This is a genomic window from Oceanospirillum sediminis (assembly GCF_014164585.1).
Lineage (GTDB): Bacteria > Pseudomonadota > Gammaproteobacteria > Pseudomonadales > Halomonadaceae > Oceanospirillum > Oceanospirillum sediminis.
Window position 1 is genome coordinate 89,643 of record NZ_JACJFM010000006.1, and the last position, 15,963, is coordinate 105,605.

At 47.0% G+C, this 15,963-nt stretch carries 16 protein-coding genes and 1 tRNA gene; 7 read left to right on the plus strand and 10 right to left on the minus strand.

From position 1 onward, the window contains the following. Window positions 1-140 precede the first annotated feature (140 nt). Window positions 141-743, plus strand: a complete 603-nt coding sequence (locus H4O21_RS06690; RefSeq protein ID WP_182808171.1) for a peroxiredoxin — start codon at window positions 141-143, stop codon at window positions 741-743. A gap of 184 nt (window positions 744-927) precedes the next feature. Here H4O21_RS06690 and rnt read toward each other — a convergent pair whose 3' ends face one another. Beyond that, the gene (gene rnt / locus H4O21_RS06695; protein ID WP_182808071.1) at window positions 928-1,614 is read right to left on the minus strand and encodes a ribonuclease T; all 687 of its coding nucleotides are present in this window, start codon (window positions 1,612-1,614) and stop codon (window positions 928-930) included. A gap of 172 nt (window positions 1,615-1,786) precedes the next feature. On the opposite strand from rnt, the gene H4O21_RS06700 reads away from it, so the two are divergent. Next, window positions 1,787-2,713 carry a flagellar protein MotY gene (locus H4O21_RS06700; protein WP_182808072.1) on the plus strand — a complete coding sequence of 309 codons (927 nt, stop codon included), beginning with the start codon at window positions 1,787-1,789 and terminating at the stop codon, window positions 2,711-2,713. 270 nt (window positions 2,714-2,983) lie between these two features. Next, window positions 2,984-4,222, plus strand: a complete 1,239-nt coding sequence (locus H4O21_RS06705; RefSeq protein ID WP_368737526.1) for an argininosuccinate synthase — start codon at window positions 2,984-2,986, stop codon at window positions 4,220-4,222. A 119-nt stretch (window positions 4,223-4,341) separates the two neighbouring features. Here H4O21_RS06705 and H4O21_RS06710 read toward each other — a convergent pair whose 3' ends face one another. Continuing rightward, window positions 4,342-5,199: an MBL fold metallo-hydrolase gene (locus H4O21_RS06710; RefSeq protein WP_182808074.1), complete on the minus strand. Its 858-nt coding sequence runs from the start codon at window positions 5,197-5,199 to the stop codon at window positions 4,342-4,344. Window positions 5,200-5,440: 241 nt separating this feature from the next. Between H4O21_RS06710 and H4O21_RS06715 the strand changes: the two genes are divergently transcribed. Continuing rightward, complete coding sequence (locus tag H4O21_RS06715) at window positions 5,441-7,222, plus strand: SulP family inorganic anion transporter (RefSeq protein ID WP_368737527.1); 1,782 nt, start codon at window positions 5,441-5,443, stop codon at window positions 7,220-7,222. A gap of 87 nt (window positions 7,223-7,309) precedes the next feature. Here H4O21_RS06715 and H4O21_RS06720 read toward each other — a convergent pair whose 3' ends face one another. Further along, window positions 7,310-7,597: a hypothetical protein gene (locus H4O21_RS06720; protein WP_182808075.1), complete on the minus strand. Its 288-nt coding sequence runs from the start codon at window positions 7,595-7,597 to the stop codon at window positions 7,310-7,312. 129 nt (window positions 7,598-7,726) lie between these two features. On the opposite strand from H4O21_RS06720, the gene H4O21_RS06725 reads away from it, so the two are divergent. Further along, complete coding sequence (locus tag H4O21_RS06725) at window positions 7,727-8,140, plus strand: hypothetical protein (RefSeq protein WP_182808076.1); 414 nt, start codon at window positions 7,727-7,729, stop codon at window positions 8,138-8,140. Between the two features lie 237 nt (window positions 8,141-8,377). On the opposite strand, the gene H4O21_RS06730 is transcribed toward H4O21_RS06725, so the two are convergent. Further along, on the minus strand, window positions 8,378-9,172 hold the full coding sequence (locus tag H4O21_RS06730; protein WP_182808077.1) for a crotonase/enoyl-CoA hydratase family protein: 795 nt from the start codon (window positions 9,170-9,172) through the stop codon (window positions 8,378-8,380). A gap of 144 nt (window positions 9,173-9,316) precedes the next feature. On the opposite strand from H4O21_RS06730, the gene H4O21_RS06735 reads away from it, so the two are divergent. Further along, window positions 9,317-10,294, plus strand: coding sequence for a transporter substrate-binding domain-containing protein (locus H4O21_RS06735; RefSeq protein WP_182808078.1), 978 nt, complete (start codon window positions 9,317-9,319; stop codon window positions 10,292-10,294). Window positions 10,295-10,381: 87 nt separating this feature from the next. Here H4O21_RS06735 and gloA read toward each other — a convergent pair whose 3' ends face one another. The 6 genes from gloA to H4O21_RS06765 form a co-directional block, all read right to left on the minus strand. Then, window positions 10,382-10,789, minus strand: coding sequence for a lactoylglutathione lyase (gloA, locus tag H4O21_RS06740; RefSeq protein ID WP_182808079.1), 408 nt, complete (start codon window positions 10,787-10,789; stop codon window positions 10,382-10,384). Window positions 10,790-10,914: 125 nt separating this feature from the next. Next, window positions 10,915-11,484: a cytochrome C gene (locus H4O21_RS06745; protein WP_182808080.1), complete on the minus strand. Its 570-nt coding sequence runs from the start codon at window positions 11,482-11,484 to the stop codon at window positions 10,915-10,917. A gap of 53 nt (window positions 11,485-11,537) precedes the next feature. Beyond that, window positions 11,538-12,308 (minus strand): ABC transporter ATP-binding protein, encoded by a 771-nt coding sequence (locus H4O21_RS06750; RefSeq protein ID WP_182808081.1) that lies wholly within the window; start codon window positions 12,306-12,308, stop codon window positions 11,538-11,540. Then, on the minus strand, window positions 12,305-13,303 hold the full coding sequence (locus H4O21_RS06755; protein ID WP_182808082.1) for a FecCD family ABC transporter permease: 999 nt from the start codon (window positions 13,301-13,303) through the stop codon (window positions 12,305-12,307). Before H4O21_RS06755 ends, H4O21_RS06750 begins: the two co-directional genes overlap by 4 nt. After that, a complete protein-coding gene (locus H4O21_RS06760) occupies window positions 13,303-14,274 on the minus strand; it encodes a cobalamin-binding protein (RefSeq protein WP_220495542.1) in 972 nt (323 codons plus the stop codon). Before H4O21_RS06760 ends, H4O21_RS06755 begins: the two co-directional genes overlap by 1 nt. Window positions 14,275-14,394: 120 nt before the next feature. After that, window positions 14,395-15,714, minus strand: coding sequence for a sensor domain-containing diguanylate cyclase (locus H4O21_RS06765; protein ID WP_182808083.1), 1,320 nt, complete (start codon window positions 15,712-15,714; stop codon window positions 14,395-14,397). A 171-nt stretch (window positions 15,715-15,885) separates the two neighbouring features. Between H4O21_RS06765 and H4O21_RS06770 the strand changes: the two genes are divergently transcribed. Then, window positions 15,886-15,961, plus strand: a tRNA-Asn gene (locus H4O21_RS06770). Window positions 15,962-15,963: the final 2 nt, after the last annotated feature.

The following is a 15,963-nucleotide window of genomic DNA, read 5'->3' on the forward strand; positions in this document are numbered from 1 at the left end:
GTTTCATCAGAATGTAATCAGATTTTCCCATGACAGATCAATTGCTCGCTATACTTGAAATCTTTGTTAAGAAGATTCTTAAAATGTGAGCGCCGGTCTGGCAAATTTGTGTGAACTACCCTAACGATTGGAGAATTGAAATGGGCGTATTGGTTGGAAAAAAAGCTCCTGACTTTACTGCTGCTGCGGTTCTGGGCGATGGCCAGATTGTTGATAACTACAACCTGACCGAAGCTCTGAATGGAAAATATGGTCTGGTATTCTTCTACCCACTGGACTTCACTTTTGTATGCCCGTCTGAGCTGATTGCTCTGGATCACCGCATGGAAGAGTTCAAAGCACGTAACGTTGAAGTTATTGCTGTGTCTATTGATTCTCAGTTCTCTCACAATGCATGGCGTAATACTCCGGTTAACGAAGGTGGTATTGGCCCTGTTAAGTACACTCTGGTTGCTGACGTTAAGCATGAGATCTGCCAGGCGTATGATGTAGAGCATGATGCTGGTGTTGCATTCCGTGGCGCATTCCTGATCGATCAGGAAGGTAATGTACGTTCTCAGATTGTTAACGATCTGCCTCTGGGGCGTAACATGGATGAGCTGCTGCGTCTGGTTGATGCTCTGCAGTTCACAGAAGAGCACGGTGAAGTTTGTCCTGCTGGCTGGAACAAAGGTGACAAGGGTATGACTGCTTCTCCTGAAGGTGTTGCAGCTTACCTGTCTGACGAAGCTGATAAACTGTAATCATCCGTTTATTAATGCTTTCGCTGCTATTTAAAAGCGTTGCTTTTAAATCTGGCAGAAAAAAACCCGGCGCTTAAATGCTCCGGGTTTTTTTGTCTTATAGTCGTACCGTGCCGTTGCAACAAAGAGTTGCTCTGTCGCAGCGTAAACAGTACGTAACAGACGGCGATTGCGCGGGTTATTATTAGTCTCTCAGGCGGTGTTGTTCCTGTGCGGCTAATTCCCAGCCACCCAGCTCTTTCCAGCGATTCACAATAGCGCAGAATAGCTCAGCCGTTTTTTCTGTGTCATACCGGGCCGAGTGAGCCTGACTGCCATCAAAATCAATACCGGCAACCTTACAGGCTTTCGCCAGGACGGTTTGTCCATAAGCCAGGCCGGATAGCGTTGCAGTATCAAAGCTTGAGAATGGGTGGAAAGGATTACGTTTTATACCACTTCGTTCCACGGCAGCATTCAGAAAACCCTGATCAAAGCTGGCATTGTGTCCTACCAGTATTGCTCTGGTACAGTCAAACTCTTTCAATGCTTTTCGAACGGGTTTAAATATTTCTCCCAGAGCCTGTTGCTCACTTTTGGCCATACTCTGACGGATAGGGTTATCCAGATCAATTTTGGTAAATTCCAGCGCAGCCTGCTCTATGTTAGCCCCTTCAAAGGGTTCAACATGACAGGAATAGGTATTGTAAGGATGCAGGTAACCATCTTCATCCATGGTCAGGGTTACAGCGGCAATCTCCAGTAAGGCATCCGTTTTCGGGTTAAACCCGGCTGTTTCAACGTCAACCACTACAGGCAGAAAGCCCCGAAACCGGTAGGAAAGCGGATGCTTGTCATAATAGAACTCCGCTTCTGGGGAAAAAGATTCCAAGGCTTGCTCCCTAATTCTTTATCAGAAATAACATATAATGAAAAAACATGGTCGTACCTGCGCCAGATGGTAACTGATTCAAATTCTCCTTCATAGTTCTATAGATAAAGTTTTGAGTTTACTGGCCGAAGTGTCAGAATAGAGTGCTTACAAATCAAGGAGATCAAGGGCAATGTCCGTGTTCAGGCAACTAAAAACTACCTTCGTATCAGCTATGTCTGCACTGGCGCTGATCAGTACGGCATCTGCTGCAGAATATGGAGCGGGTATCGGTGCAAGTAAATGGCAGGCGACTGAACCTTCTCCCTTGTATTGTGAGTTCTGGCATGACATTCCTCATATGGGTCGGGCCAGATTTACCCATCGTTCGGGGGAAGATCTGAAATTCTTTCTTGAACCTCTGGGGCAGCCTCTGAAGCCGGGCAATGCAGAATTGATGGCCTTTGCGCCAGACTGGAAACCAGGGACAGCCCCGCTTGATCTGGGAAAAATCAAAGTCGGTTCAGGTGAAGAGGGCATTAATATTGGTTCAGAACAAGCCCACCTGATGGTTGAGTCTCTCCACCAGGGCATGAATCCTACTTTCCTGCAGCGACCGAAAGATACGCGTTATGATGCGATTCGAGGTTACATCAGTGCGTTGAATTTTAAACCGGCTTATCGTCAGTATGTGTTATGTGCCGGAGAACTTTTGCCTGTGAATTTTGATCAGATTTCCCGCAGGGCGATCTATTTTCCGGGTGGTGGCTATGATATTACCCAGAAAGATAAGGATCTGCTGGACCTGATTGTTCGCTATATTAAAGCGGATCCGGATGTGAAATTTGTTTATCTGGATGGTCACTCTGATAGTTATGGTTCTCGTCGTGATAACCGTAAGCTGTCCAAAGAGAGAACCGATACTGTGCTGAACTATCTGCTGGATCGTGGTTTGGATGAAGCGATGATTACAGCACGATATCATGGTGAGCGTTACCCTATTGTACCGAATAGCTCAAAAGCTAATCGGGCAAAAAACCGCCGTGTGACGATACGTCTGGCGCGAGAAGGGCTGGAACCGGGTGATCTGAACCTGAAGCCATCAAAAATCCTCCGCTGATTCGTCGGGCTGATATCGCTATAGTTCAGGTATCATGGCTTTTGTCGGGGCAGTGCCAGAACAGGTAAAAAAACAGCAGGGTTCATTGATGCCTCTAATAGGTTTATAATGCCCGCTAAAGATTTTAAAAAGAATATTTCATCACCTTGAAATATCTCTCTGATTGATCGAATGAACGGCTATCCTCTGGGTAGCCGTTCATCGTTATCCCGTTTCAAAGATATTTTTCTTTCAGTAGCTGCAGGTTTCAGTTACTGAATTTGAGTCAGCGTGGAGCAACAAATGTCCGATATTAAAAAAGTGGTACTGGCCTACTCCGGTGGTCTGGACACGTCTGTAATCGTGCGTTGGTTACAGGATGAGTACAATGCTGAGGTTGTAACCTTTACAGCCGATCTGGGTCAGGGTGAAGAAGTAGAGCCAGCGCGTGCAAAAGCTGAAGCTCTGGGTGTAAAAGAAATTTACATCGAAGACCTGCGTGAAGAGTTCGTTCGTGACTTCGTTTTCCCGATGTTCCGTGCGAATACCATCTATGAAGGTGAATACCTGCTGGGTACATCTATTGCTCGCCCACTGATCGCTAAGCGTCTGATTGAAATCGCTAACGAAACTGGTGCCGATGCAATTTCTCACGGTGCAACCGGTAAAGGTAATGATCAGGTTCGTTTCGAGCTGGGTGCTTACGCGCTGAAGCCAGGTGTACACGTAATTGCTCCATGGCGTGAGTGGGATCTGACATCCCGTGAAACGCTGATGAAGTACTGTGAAGACCACAACATTCCTGTTGATTTCTCCAGCAGTAAGAAAAAGTCTCCATACTCTATGGATGCTAACCTGCTGCATATCTCTTACGAAGGTGATATCCTGGAAGATCCCTGGCAGGAAGCTGAAGCCGATATGTGGCGCTGGTCTGTATCTCCGGAAGAAGCGCCGGATGAAGCGACTTACCTGGAACTGACCTACGAGAAAGGCGACATCGTAGCCATCAACGGCGAGAAGATGAGTCCTGCGACTGTTCTGGAATACCTGAATAAGGTTGGTGGTGAAAATGGTATCGGTCGTCTGGATATCGTAGAAAACCGCTTTGTAGGCATGAAGTCCCGTGGTTGTTACGAAACTCCGGGAGGCACCATTATGCTACGTGCTCACCGCGCGATCGAGTCCATCACTCTGGACCGTGAAGCGGCACACCTGAAAGACGAGCTGATGCCTCGTTACGCCAAGATCATCTACAATGGCTTCTGGTGGTCTGAAGAGCGTAAGATGCTGCAGAAGATGATTGACGAGTCTCAGCAGGTTGTAAACGGTGATGTTCGTCTGAAACTGTACAAGGGCAACGTAATCGTTGTGGGTCGTCGTTCTGATGATAGTCTGTTCGATGAGAACATTGCGACCTTTGAAGATGATGCCGGTTCTTATGATCAGAAAGATGCTGCTGGCTTTATTAAGCTGAATGCACTGCGTATGCGCATCGCTGCAAGTAAAGGCCGTAATCTGCTGGACGATTAATTCGTCAGATTACTGGCTGTTAAGAAACCGCTGAAGATGTCTCTTTCAGCGGTTTTTTAGTGTTCAAAGGGCACCTGAGCATATATAACCGATTTCATCGGTATGCTGATTATTGCGTTTCAGAACTGATTTAAAGGCAGCTTCAGGTAAGATACGCCGTTATCTTCAGCCTCTGGCAGTAATCCTGCACGAATATTGATCTGGATTGAAGGCAGGATCAGTGCTGGCATATCCAGAGTGCTGTCCCTTTGTTCTCTCATGGCAATAAAATCGGCTTTACTGGTGCCTCTGCCAATATGGATGTTATTCGCTTTCTGCTCTGCGACAGTACACACTTCACGACTATCCCGCCCGTCCGGATAGTCGTGGCACATATACAGATGTGTTTCGTCGGGGAAACTCAGTAATTTATGGATTGAATCGTATAGTGTGGCTGCATCCCCACCTGGAAAATCACATCGCGCAGTGCCTGTATCCGGCATAAACAGAGTATCACCAACAAAGATATTGTCTCCGACTTTATAGCTGATACATGCCGGAGTGTGTCCGGGGGTGTGCATGATTTGAATCTGCATTCCACCCAGAGCCAGAGTACTGTTATCTCTCAGAGTCAGATCAAACTGCTGACCATCAGCGATAAACTCCTCACCGTAATTGAAGACTGTCTTGAAAACTCCCTGAACCAGGTGGATATGATCACCGATAGCGATATCACCGCCACACTGCTGCTGAAAATATTTAGCTGCAGTAATGTGATCGGCATGAGCATGGGTTTCCAGAATCCATTTCAGTTTAAGCCCCTGACTTTCCAGCCATTGAATAACGGTATCTGCTGATTCTGTACTGGTATTACCTGATTTATTATCAAAGTCCAGAACCGGATCAATCACTGCGCATTCGGGGTTCTGACCATCATGTACTACATAAGTAAAGGTGAAGGTCGGAGCATGATAAAAGCTTTTGATCTGAGGTTGCATAGCGATCTCCCGAAAGGCTTATTTCATTATTGTTCAGTATGGACCCGGTTTATTCCTATTGTACGCAGAGTGAGAAGCTGTAGTTGTCTCGTGGTTGTTTTTATCCGGGGGGCAAATTTTTCTGGAATATTAGCATATATTTAAATAATATAACAATATTCTATTTTGCTCTATGCGGGCAAAACGTCTTTATCACAAGCTCCCTTGGCTGAGCTTCGGGTAATTAGTGTCAGGAGGCTACGTGCGCAAAATCTCCGAATCAGAACAGAATAAAACGCTAATCAGTGGGAAAGGAGAGATGCAATCGGATTGGAGTCGTTGGTTTCCTTTAGTTCAATGGTTGAAAGACTATAAAAAAGAAACTCTGATCAGTGATTCTGTAGCAGGAGTTATCGTCGCGGTGATGCTTGTGCCTCAGGGAATGGCTTATGCTTTTCTGGCAGGATTACCCCCGCAAATGGGGCTTTACGCAGGCATCATTCCTTTGTTTATTTATGGTTTGCTGGGCAGTAGTCGTAGCCTGGCCGTTGGGCCGGTTGCCATCGCATCGCTCATGACCGGAGAGGCTGTATCGTCTTTTGCGCAGTCAGGTACAGAGTTGTATATCGCAACCGCTATGGTTCTGGCTCTGTTGACAGGGCTGGTGCTTTTGCTGATGTATCTGCTCAGGCTCAGTGCTCTGGTCAATTTCCTCAGTCACTCCGTTATTACCGGCTTCACCAGTGCTGCTGCTTTGATGATTGCTGTCAGTCAGCTGAAATATGTTTTTGGTCTGGAGGTTGAGCGTGGTGATCATTTTTTCGGGACATTGCTGAACCTGCTGGATGGGCTTCCGGGGACTAACCTGGCCACGGTGCTTATCTCTGTTCTGTCATTTTTATTGCTCTGGTACTGCAAGCAGCATCTGGCACGGGTACTCAGGGTTATCGGGATTTCATCCGGTGTTGCTGATGCTCTGGCGAAAGCCGGGCCTATGTTTGCTATTCTGGGCGGAGTGCTGGTGGTGGCTGTATTCGAACTGAACCAGGGACATGGTGTCAGCATTGTCGGCACTATTCCTGCTGGTTTTCCGGACTTTCAGTTGTTGCCATTTGATCTTCAGTGGTGGCAAAAGTTGCTGCCTGCTGCGGTACTGATTGCGCTGGTTGGTTTCCTGGAAAGTGTCTCGGTCGGCACGGCTCTGGCCAGTAAGCGTCGGGAGCGGATTAAACCAGATCAGGAATTACTGGCACTGGGAGCGGCTAATCTTGGTGCTGCATTTTCCGGTGCTTACCCGGTTGCTGGCGGATTTGGTCGATCAATGGTTAATGATGCATCTGGTGCAAGAACAACCATTGCCTCCTTGATTACAGCGACCGGGATGACACTGACTGTATTGTTTTTTACATCGTGGTTTTATTTTTTACCTAAAGCAGTACTGGGCGTTATTGTCATTATGGCTGTTTTACCGCTGATTGATTTGACCGGTATCCGGAAGACCTGGCGCTTTAATCGTGCCGATGCTCTGACTCTGGCAGTTACTTTTGTCTCTGTTTTGCTGATGGGGGTGGAAGCCGGTCTGATCGCCGGAGTGGTATTGTCAGTTGCTTTACTACTGCACAGAAATAGCCACCCTCATATGGCTGTAGTCGGGCGCGTTGGCGACAGTGAGCATTTCAGAAATATTGAGCGTTTTGATGTACAGACTAATCCTGGGTGTCTGGGACTCAGAATTGATGAAAATCTCTACTTCGCTAATACCCGGTATATTGAAGATGAGGTGATGGTAATTGTATCCCGACAGCCGAATCTGAAACATCTGGTACTGATCTGTAGCGCGATTAACTTTATTGATGCCAGTGCACTGGAAACACTGGAAATGCTTCGGGACAATTTGAAAGAATCAGGCATTACTCTGCACCTGGCTGATGTGAAGGGACCTGTGATGGATCAGTTGCAGGAAACTGATTTTATAGAGCATATGTCACCTGGCAAGGTGTTTCTGAGTACCCATGAAGCAATGCAATCTCTATGTGAGGGGTGAGGGCTAATCTGGCTGATAAAAGTAATTTCAGGTAGTTATCGGATAAGGATGACTACCTGAGATGTTCAGAAAGCACTGCAAGGGTTATCAGCGTAAAATTTCTCTTTCCAGCTGACGCACAAGTCGGGAAGCATTCTCAGCATTCCAGCGGACCTGAGCTAGTCCCTGGCTGAAACCTTCAATAATCATCTGTCTCTCTTCTGAATTTTTACAACTCATACTCAGACGAATAAGTTCTGTGCTGACAATGGATAAAACATGATCCTGGTTATGGGCCAGATCCGGGCTTTCAGTTTTCATTTGCTGATACTGCCCCAGAAATTGTCGGGTTAGTTGCCTTGCCCGAGCTGTCAGATTGTCCTGATATGAGGTCATGCGTTACTTTATCTCTCCAAAAAATTAACCCGCTTAGACTAGCGATAAATCTCTATCGGGTAAAGTCGTGCTAACATACTGATTTGTAAACAAACCCAGATAAATTACTGATCTGAAGGATGGTTTGCTGTGATCGCTTTTATTGCTGATCTGTTTACGCCTGTTTTACTGGTTATGGTGCTTATTCTGTCATTCCAGAATCAGCATTTATGCCGGAACCTGCTCTTTTTACTGGCCAGTCTTCTGATCATTACATTGCATTATCAACTGGATGCATACTGGCAGATATGGGCCCGCTATGACCACGATTACAGCAGTCATACTGCAGTACTTGTACCGCTTGTCATTCTGACTATCGGATTTCGAAAATGGCTGGCGGTGGCAATGTTTCTGTGTCTTGCCTATTTCTGGTTGATGACAAAACTGGGGTATCATACCTTGGTCGATATAGTCAGCACACTGATTTTTGTGACTCCGCAGCTCTGGCTGGTATTTACGGGCTTTAACAGATGGAAACCGGATCAACCACCGGTTGAAAAATAAATCAGCAGCTGTCGCAGGAGAACACTTTATCCTTCTGAGCAGAGGTTGCCTGGCGGTAATGGTGTGAGATGAAATAATGCGTGCCTGTGTGCGATACAGGTAGCGTTCAGAGACTTATGAGAAAGGTTGTTCTAAAGGCTGCTATATTCTCCAGCCATTGACTGGAGAATATCAGAATACTTTATATCCGCTATGGATATGCTTATCAGGGATGAACTGGAGTCATCGGAATCCGGATTAACTGAATTCAGCTGGACGCTTCTGAATATTAGCCTGTACGGCTTCCATCTGGTTAGCACTGAACAGCAGTGTTTTTTGCAGGGCTTCCTCCTGAGCAAGGCTGCTGCTGGCATCAGGATGTTCGGTATTGAATAGTGTTTTGACTGCTTTTACGGCATCAGGGTTACTGGATGCTATTGTTCTGGCCAGTTCGGTTGCTGCAGATTCCGGATGGCTGGCCAGTTGGGTAACCAGCCCCATTGTTCTGGCTTCTTCACCTGATATACGCTGTCCGGTCATTGCCAGTAGTTTCAGATGATCCCGTGCTGCGACAGATGGTCCCATGACTGAGATACCCATATCCGGAATAATTCCCCAGCGGATTTCCATCACCGATAGCTGGCTTTGCGGATGGGCAATGCGGAAATCGGCTCCAAGAGAGATCTGAAACCCGCCTCCGAATACATACCCGTTCAGCGCAGCAATCACAGGGACATTCAGCTGTTGCCAGCCAAGTACAGCCTGCTGAACATAATTGCCTGGCCAGTTTTTATCTTCATTTTTGCTTAACAGGGTTTCTACTGCTGTTGGATCGCTCATGACACCCTGTACATCCAGGCCTGCACAGAAGTGTTCACCGGCAGCGGTCAGGACAACGGCTCTGATATCTGAGTCTGAGGCTATTTTTTCCTGAACCTCCAGCAGAGCGGCAAATGTTGGCATATCCAGAGCATTCATCTTTTCCGGACGGTTAAAACGAACAATTGCGATGTGTTCGTCAGTTACCAGCTCTATACGGTCCTGTATCAACATAGTGTAACTCCCGGTTAAACAGTTGTTTGAATTTTGCTTACCCTAGCAGAGTTTTCTTTGTGTGGCTATGGTTGATTGTTTGTTAGTTCTCCGAAAAAAGCACTACCCTGATAGATACCGTTGGGATTCTTCAGAGGCTGAATAATGGATAGATACCTGAAGAAAAGTATTGCTGTGTTCTCTGGCTGGCGACAGGATCGTACGGTAATTTTTAGCAGAGAAACCGTTGTTACGACGCTCAGAACAATACTGGTTTCATGGGGACGACATTTGCTGTTAGTGCTGTGTATCTGGCCTGTGCTGGTAGTCGCGTCTGAAGAGGTGAGAATTATTAAACCCCAGTCTCAGGAAGATGCCAGTCATCACTATTTTTCACAGCTACTTCAAATGGCGCTGAATAAAAATGCATCAGATTATTCTCATGCTGAAGTACGGCATACTCCATTTGTACTGGAGCAAGGGCGTGCTGAACAGGCGCTGAAAGCAGGTCAGCATATTGATGTTTACTGGATGGGCACTTCTCTTAAACGAGAAAATGAGCTGATTGCTATCAGGATTCCTCTGCTGAAAGGTTTGCTGGGTTTCAGAGGTTTGATTATTCGGGAAAGTGAGCGCGAGTTCTATAAAGCCAGAGTGAACTGGCTAAGATTAAATCATCGTAGTGTCTGTCAGGGCATGCACTGGCCAGACAGTGATATTCTGGAGAGAGGGGGATTTCAGGTTATTCGCAGTGCGAGATTTAACAGTATGTTTGCCATGCTGGAGAATTATCGTTGCGACATGTTTCCCAGAGGTATTCACGAGGGGCCTGCTGAAACAGTAGCGTATCGGCGGCAGTCAGATGCATTGGGCTGGTTTGATCAGTATCTGATCTATTACCCTTTTCCAATGTATTTTTTCACCGGTAAAGAAAATCCTTTGCTGGCACAGAGAATACAGGAGGGGTTGGAGTTAATGATCGATGATGATTCTTTTACCCGGTATATGGAAAATCATCCTGTTACTCAGCATCTGTTTCCTTTAAGCCAGTGGGCTGACAGGGTGGAAGTAAAGCTACTCAATCCTGAGTTACCTGTGGATACGGATATTACGGACCCTCGCTACTGGATTGTCCCTCAGTGAAATAAGGGCTGATTGGTTGTTGCAGGTATCAACATGAGCAACATGGGGATGTTGCTCATTGATTCAGGTTGCAATTATGCAACTGATTTACTGACCAAGGCCTTTACCGGCAAACTTGCTGGCAATCAGTTCGATGGCATAACCATCAGGGTCACGAACAAAGGCGATTTCTGTGGTGCCACCCTTTACCGGGCCGGGTTCGCGTGTGATCTGGCCACCCGCAGTACGAATCTGATCGCAAGCTGAGTAAACATCATCTACCTCAATAGCCAGATGGCCAAATGCAGTGCCCATATCGTAACTATCCGTGCCCCAGTTATAAGTCAGCTCAAGCACAGTGGTATCTGATTCATCGCCATAACCCAGAAATGCCAGAGTATATTTATACTCTTCGTTCTCAGATTGTCTCAGCAGCTTCATACCCAGTACCTGGGTATAAAAATCGATAGATTGTTGCAGGTTTCCAACGCGCAGCATTGTGTGCAGTAAACGCATATTCAGTCTCTTCTTCGTTAAGCTATCACCGGTCGGAGCTTCGCTGGCTCCGTTATAATCCCAGAAGTATATCCTGTACTGATAGCAGACAGGTAACACTCCATTACTACGTTCTGATAAATAGATTATCGGGCGTAAAGTTCACGCTGAATATTCGGAATGTCGACGGTTTGCTTATCAAATTCCCCTTGTTCGGCTTTTTCATGACAGGCATTGCACTGAGTAAAGCTGCCAACATCCGGGTTATTAACTACCCAGTCATCCTGTTGTTGAATCACTTTGTCATGTTTCAGTCGCCAGAAGCGAAGGTCTGTGATGCGATAAGGTGCCGGGCTCTGGATCTGTTTCAGGAAATCCCGGAATTTTCCGGCATTGTCACTGTCGCTGGCATTAGCCGACAGGTGGTTAAGCACAGCATCAGCACTGACTTTATCCGGAGTCGCATCTTCTCCAAAATGATCGTCAAGACCGGCAATCAGCTTGACCCAGCTACGCTTAGGCATCAGCTGAGCGGGATAAGCGATATGACAGGCACCGCATTCATACTGATAATCTTTGTTCTCAGTATTGGTAGCCAGATAGCGCGCCTGCTTCTCTTCCAGATCCCAGAACCAGCTATAAGCCGGTGAAGCGATAAAAATACTTGTCAGAGTAAGGCAAACAGCCAGTATGGATGGTTTAAGCAGAGTATTCACGGTCAGAAAAAGATCCTTGTTGTTCAGGTTATTATATTGTTGTTCAGAGCACATCAGGCTGCGACAAATAAGCGGCCCTTATCGGTATCCAGGCAATGAATCGGGTGCTGATAAAGGGCTTCCAGGTGATCAGGTATCAGCAAATCGACCGTATTTCCTGTTTCTGGTTCCCGGTCCGGATACAGAAGGATGACTTTATCACAGAAGCGCCAGACCAGATTCAGATCGTGCAGACTCATCAGCAGGGTCTGACTGTTCGACCGGACACGATCTGTCAGTAGTTTCAGCAGATTGATCTGATGGGGCAGATCCAGGTGGTTTGTGGGTTCATCTGCCAGCAGAATATCCGGATTCTGTACCAGTAAAGTCGCTATTTTCAGCCGTTGTTTCTCGCCCCCGGAGAGTTGAGTGACATTTTTATCTTTATGTTCTGCCAGATCGGTTTTTATCAGGGCATCCACAGCAATCTGCTCATCTTCTTCTCCTTCCCATTGCCAGAGGCTAAGGTGAGGGTGTCTGCCCTGTAATACGGTCTCCATCACTGTGGCAGGAAACTGACTTTCATCATCCTGCAGAAGAATACCGCACATGCGTGCTTTTTTACGGCTGTTGATACCGGATAATAATTCACTTTTATACAGGATTTGTCCGCTATCAGGTTTTCTCAGTCCGGCCAGGGTATGCAGCAGCGTCGTTTTTCCTGCACCATTGCCTCCTAATAATCCCCATACTTCCCCGGCCTGAATTCCGGCTGAGAGTCCGGTACAGATCTGTTTGTTGCCAATGCGGATATTCAGCTGATGGGTGCTGAGTAGTGTTGTCATACCAGTCCTCTGTTATTTTTCTGTAGCACCCAGAGAAACAGGGGAACGCCGATAAAGGCGGTAATCACTCCGACCGGCAGTTGCTGGGGAGCGAGTATCGTTCGGGCAAAGGTATCAGCTAGTAAGAGCAGGCAGCCTCCACAAAGAACCGACCCCGGAAGCAATATTCTATGGTCTGAGCCAAGCGTTAGCCTGAGTATATGAGGAATAACCAGCCCGAGAAAACCTATACTCCCGGCCTGTGTCACTGCAGAAGCTGTCAGAAGAGAGGCCATAATATACAGGGTGATCTGGATGCTATAGACAGGCACTCCCAGAGCTTTTGCCTGATTATCTCCTCTGAGCATCAGGTTCAGAGAGCGAGCCAGCAATCCGCTGACTATAAGGCTTATAAAGAGTACCCAGATATGATTACCAGGGTGGCCGGCATGGCTCAGATCGCCCATCAACCAGAACAACATGCCTTTCAGGTGGCTATCCGGGCTGATGGATAGCATAAAACTGATAATAGCGCCCCAGCCCGCTGCGGTGACAACGCCAGTTAATAACAGGCGCGTAGGTGACCAGCTGCCTTTGCTATGACTCAGACCAAAAACCAGCATCAGGTTAATCATGGCTCCGGCAAAAGCACTGCCTGAAATCAGAGCACTGCCAGCACCCAGCATCATGGCAAGCAATGCGCCTGTCGCTGCACCTCCGGATACACCCAGAACATAAGGGTCAGCCAGAGGGTTTCTTAGCAGAACCTGCATCAGACAACCGGCTAATGCCAGTTCTGCTCCGGTCAGCCAGGCGGAGAAAGCCCTTGGGATACGAAGCTCTGTGACCACTGTATAGGCAATGCCTGCCTGATTCCCCTGCAGTATCAGCCAGAGTTCCTGCAAACTGACAGGTAAGCTACCGGACGTTATCGCCAGCAGAAAACTGGCTACAGATGCAATCAGCAGAAGCAGCAGGGGGAGAGGCTTATATGTTCTGGCTGCAATCAATGCCATTATCGGTTTTCCTCGGCGGTATCTGATATCGGGTTACCCGACATATCAGATAGATGCTGACGGGTGGTGGCCAGTTGCTGACACATTTGTTCGGCACCTGTCAGTACGCGGAGGGTCTGTCTCTGGATATGATCCGGTGGGATGAAATGCAGCTGGTTATTTTTAACCGCTTTCAGAGAAGGCCAGCGTCGCCACTCATCCAGCCACTCAGGTCGCCGTTTGTCCATGCCGCTGGCAATGATTGCATCAGGGTTTGCTGCCAGTACGGCTTCGATATCGATTCGGGGTGCGATGCTATCCAGCTCAGCAAAGACGTTCTGGCCACCGCATAAACCGATAACCTGTGATATCAGGTTCTGTTGGTTGATAGTGATCAGAGGGCGGTTCCATACCTGATAAAAGACGCGAACCGGTTGTTGTTGCTGGTAAGTGTTCTTAAGTGCTGCCAGTCGGTTGTTGAACTGTAAGGCCGCCTGATCGGCAATAGTCCGGGTATTCATGAGCTGTCCCAGACGTTTTACGGTTTCCGGAATTTGTTCCAGAAAACGGGTTTCAGTCAGATAAACAGGAATGCCCAGAGCTTTCAGATGATGAATGGCTTTCTGATCATTACCGCTTTTCCAGCCAATGACCAGATCGGGTTTCAGTGCCAGAATTTTTTCAAGATCAAAGTGATTGTAGCTACCGATGACAGGGAGCTGAGTCGCGGCTTCAGGATAATTGCTGAAAGTAACGACGCCTACCAGTTTGTTTCCGGCTCCTGCACTGAAAATCAATTCTGTGACACTGGGTGCCAGGCTGATCACTCTGTTAGCCGGAGAACTGAGTTGCAGGAAGGTGCCTGTATCATCCTGAACCCTGATATCGGCTTGCAAGAGTGGTGCACCAATCAGGCTAAGTAAGCCTGAGGTGATCAGATATTTCAGGTAGCGCCCTGTTATCTGTCGAAAAAAATAGCAAATGGGTAACAAAGAAAGCTCTTCCGGATCCGCTGAATCGGTACTGTCTGGTTTATGTAGGCCAGCCTGTTTCTGCGATGGATTTTAACAGCTCACTTCTTCAGTTTCAGTGTTTATCCAGAGAGTTAGTATTCAGAAGGCGCAACGGTTTCTGCCAGAATGTTTGGCCCGGTATAATTGCATATCGGCACTGTTTAACAGCTCGGAAGGTGTATGGTGCTGTTCTGACAGAGTCGCAATACCGACGCTGACAGTGACAGGATGCAGATAACCGGGATACTCTTCTACTGCTCGCCGGAGTTTTTCTGCAGTGACAGCGGCTTGTTGCAGAGTTGTTTCTGGTAGAATAATAACGAATTCTTCTCCGCCAAACCGGGCAATATAATCGCTGTTTCTCAGGCAGCCTCTGCTGGCATCGGCAACCTGCTGCAGTGCTTTATCTCCTTCCAGATGACCATGAGTATCATTAAACATTTTGAAATGATCGATATCGAAAATCAGTACAGATAAAGCTTTGCGATGGCGTCTGGAATAATCAAAAAAGCGTTCCAGGTAACGGGTCAGAGCTCTTTTATTGGGCAGCTGAGTTAATTCATCGGTATTTGCCAGATGGGCCAGACGGATATTCAGATCTTCCAGTTCATTCTGTTTGTTTCTGAGTTGTTGTTCAAAAAATTTACGTTCAGATATATCCCGGACGGCAGATATACGGATGGTTTTGTCTTTGTACTTGTGAGATTTTCCACAAATCTCAACATAAATCTCTTTACCCTGCAGGTTCAGGACTCTGGCTTCGTATATCTCAGACGAATTTGTATCTATATGCTGAATCACATCCTGTTTACTGTCATCTGCGACAAAATCGAGTACGTGTTTGCCCAGAGCTTCTGATCTGGGGCAATTAAACATTCTCTCAAATTCAGGGTTTACATCAATGATCAGACCCTGTTCAGACAATACGATCGCTTCAAAGGCTGCTTCTGCCAGCTGACGGAAGCGCTCATTCATCTCCTTTTCCCGGGCTTCAGCTTTTTTCAGTTCCGTAATATCCCGGCCGATTCCCAGAAAACCGGTTAATTCATTATTTGCATTGTGTATTGCGGTTACGGATAAATAGACGGGGACACGCTTGCCTGTGCGTGTGATATAGGTCCACTCCTTTTCATCTGCGCAGTCTGTTCGGGCTATAGCGACGAAGGTTTCAAAACCAGCGGGAACGGTCTGTCCCAGAGTGCTGGATAACTTTGCAGCGTACTCTTTGACTTCTGCCGGGTCATGGATAATTGCCGGGGTTTGCTTATTGATCAGATCTTCAGCATTGTACTCCAGAAGCTCCAGAGCGTAATGATTGATAAACGTAATGATGCCATCAGGCCTGGTGGCAATGATCGTCATGTTGGCGCTGTTCAGAATCGCCTGGTAAAAAGGGTCCTGCAAAGAGATAAGCTGCATATGGCTTCCCGGACATCAAAGGTCTTTATCTAGCATTGCTTAGTCTTTAATAAAGATCAATATTTGCCACATTACAATAAGATGGTGCTCCAGAATGTTTGTGAAAAAATGATAAAAAAGTATTGCAAGAAAGAGATAAATAGATATAATACGCCGCATCTCTGAAAGAGATCCCTGATAGCTCAGTTGGTAGAGCAGTAGACTGTTAATCTATTGGTCGCAGGTTCGAGTCCTGCTCGGGGAGCCAGA

Excerpts from the sequence above, each read along its gene's own strand:
- H4O21_RS06720 (WP_182808075.1), bottom strand. The coding sequence starts at position 7,597 with ATGACCTCATATCAGGACAATCTGACAGCTCGGGCAAGGCAACTAACC.
- H4O21_RS06750 (WP_182808081.1), bottom strand. The coding sequence starts at position 12,308 with ATGACAACACTACTCAGCACCCATCAGCTGAATATCCGCATTGGCAAC.
- H4O21_RS06735 (WP_182808078.1), top strand. The coding sequence starts at position 9,317 with ATGGATAGATACCTGAAGAAAAGTATTGCTGTGTTCTCTGGCTGGCGA.
- H4O21_RS06710 (WP_182808074.1), bottom strand. The coding sequence starts at position 5,199 with ATGCAACCTCAGATCAAAAGCTTTTATCATGCTCCGACCTTCACCTTT.
- H4O21_RS06730 (WP_182808077.1), bottom strand. The coding sequence starts at position 9,172 with ATGTTGATACAGGACCGTATAGAGCTGGTAACTGACGAACACATCGCA.
- gloA (WP_182808079.1), bottom strand. The coding sequence starts at position 10,789 with ATGCGTTTACTGCACACAATGCTGCGCGTTGGAAACCTGCAACAATCT.
- H4O21_RS06765 (WP_182808083.1), bottom strand. The coding sequence starts at position 15,714 with ATGCAGCTTATCTCTTTGCAGGACCCTTTTTACCAGGCGATTCTGAAC.
- H4O21_RS06755 (WP_182808082.1), bottom strand. The coding sequence starts at position 13,303 with ATGGCATTGATTGCAGCCAGAACATATAAGCCTCTCCCCCTGCTGCTT.
- H4O21_RS06700 (WP_182808072.1), top strand. The coding sequence starts at position 1,787 with ATGTCCGTGTTCAGGCAACTAAAAACTACCTTCGTATCAGCTATGTCT.
- H4O21_RS06690 (WP_182808171.1), top strand. The coding sequence starts at position 141 with ATGGGCGTATTGGTTGGAAAAAAAGCTCCTGACTTTACTGCTGCTGCG.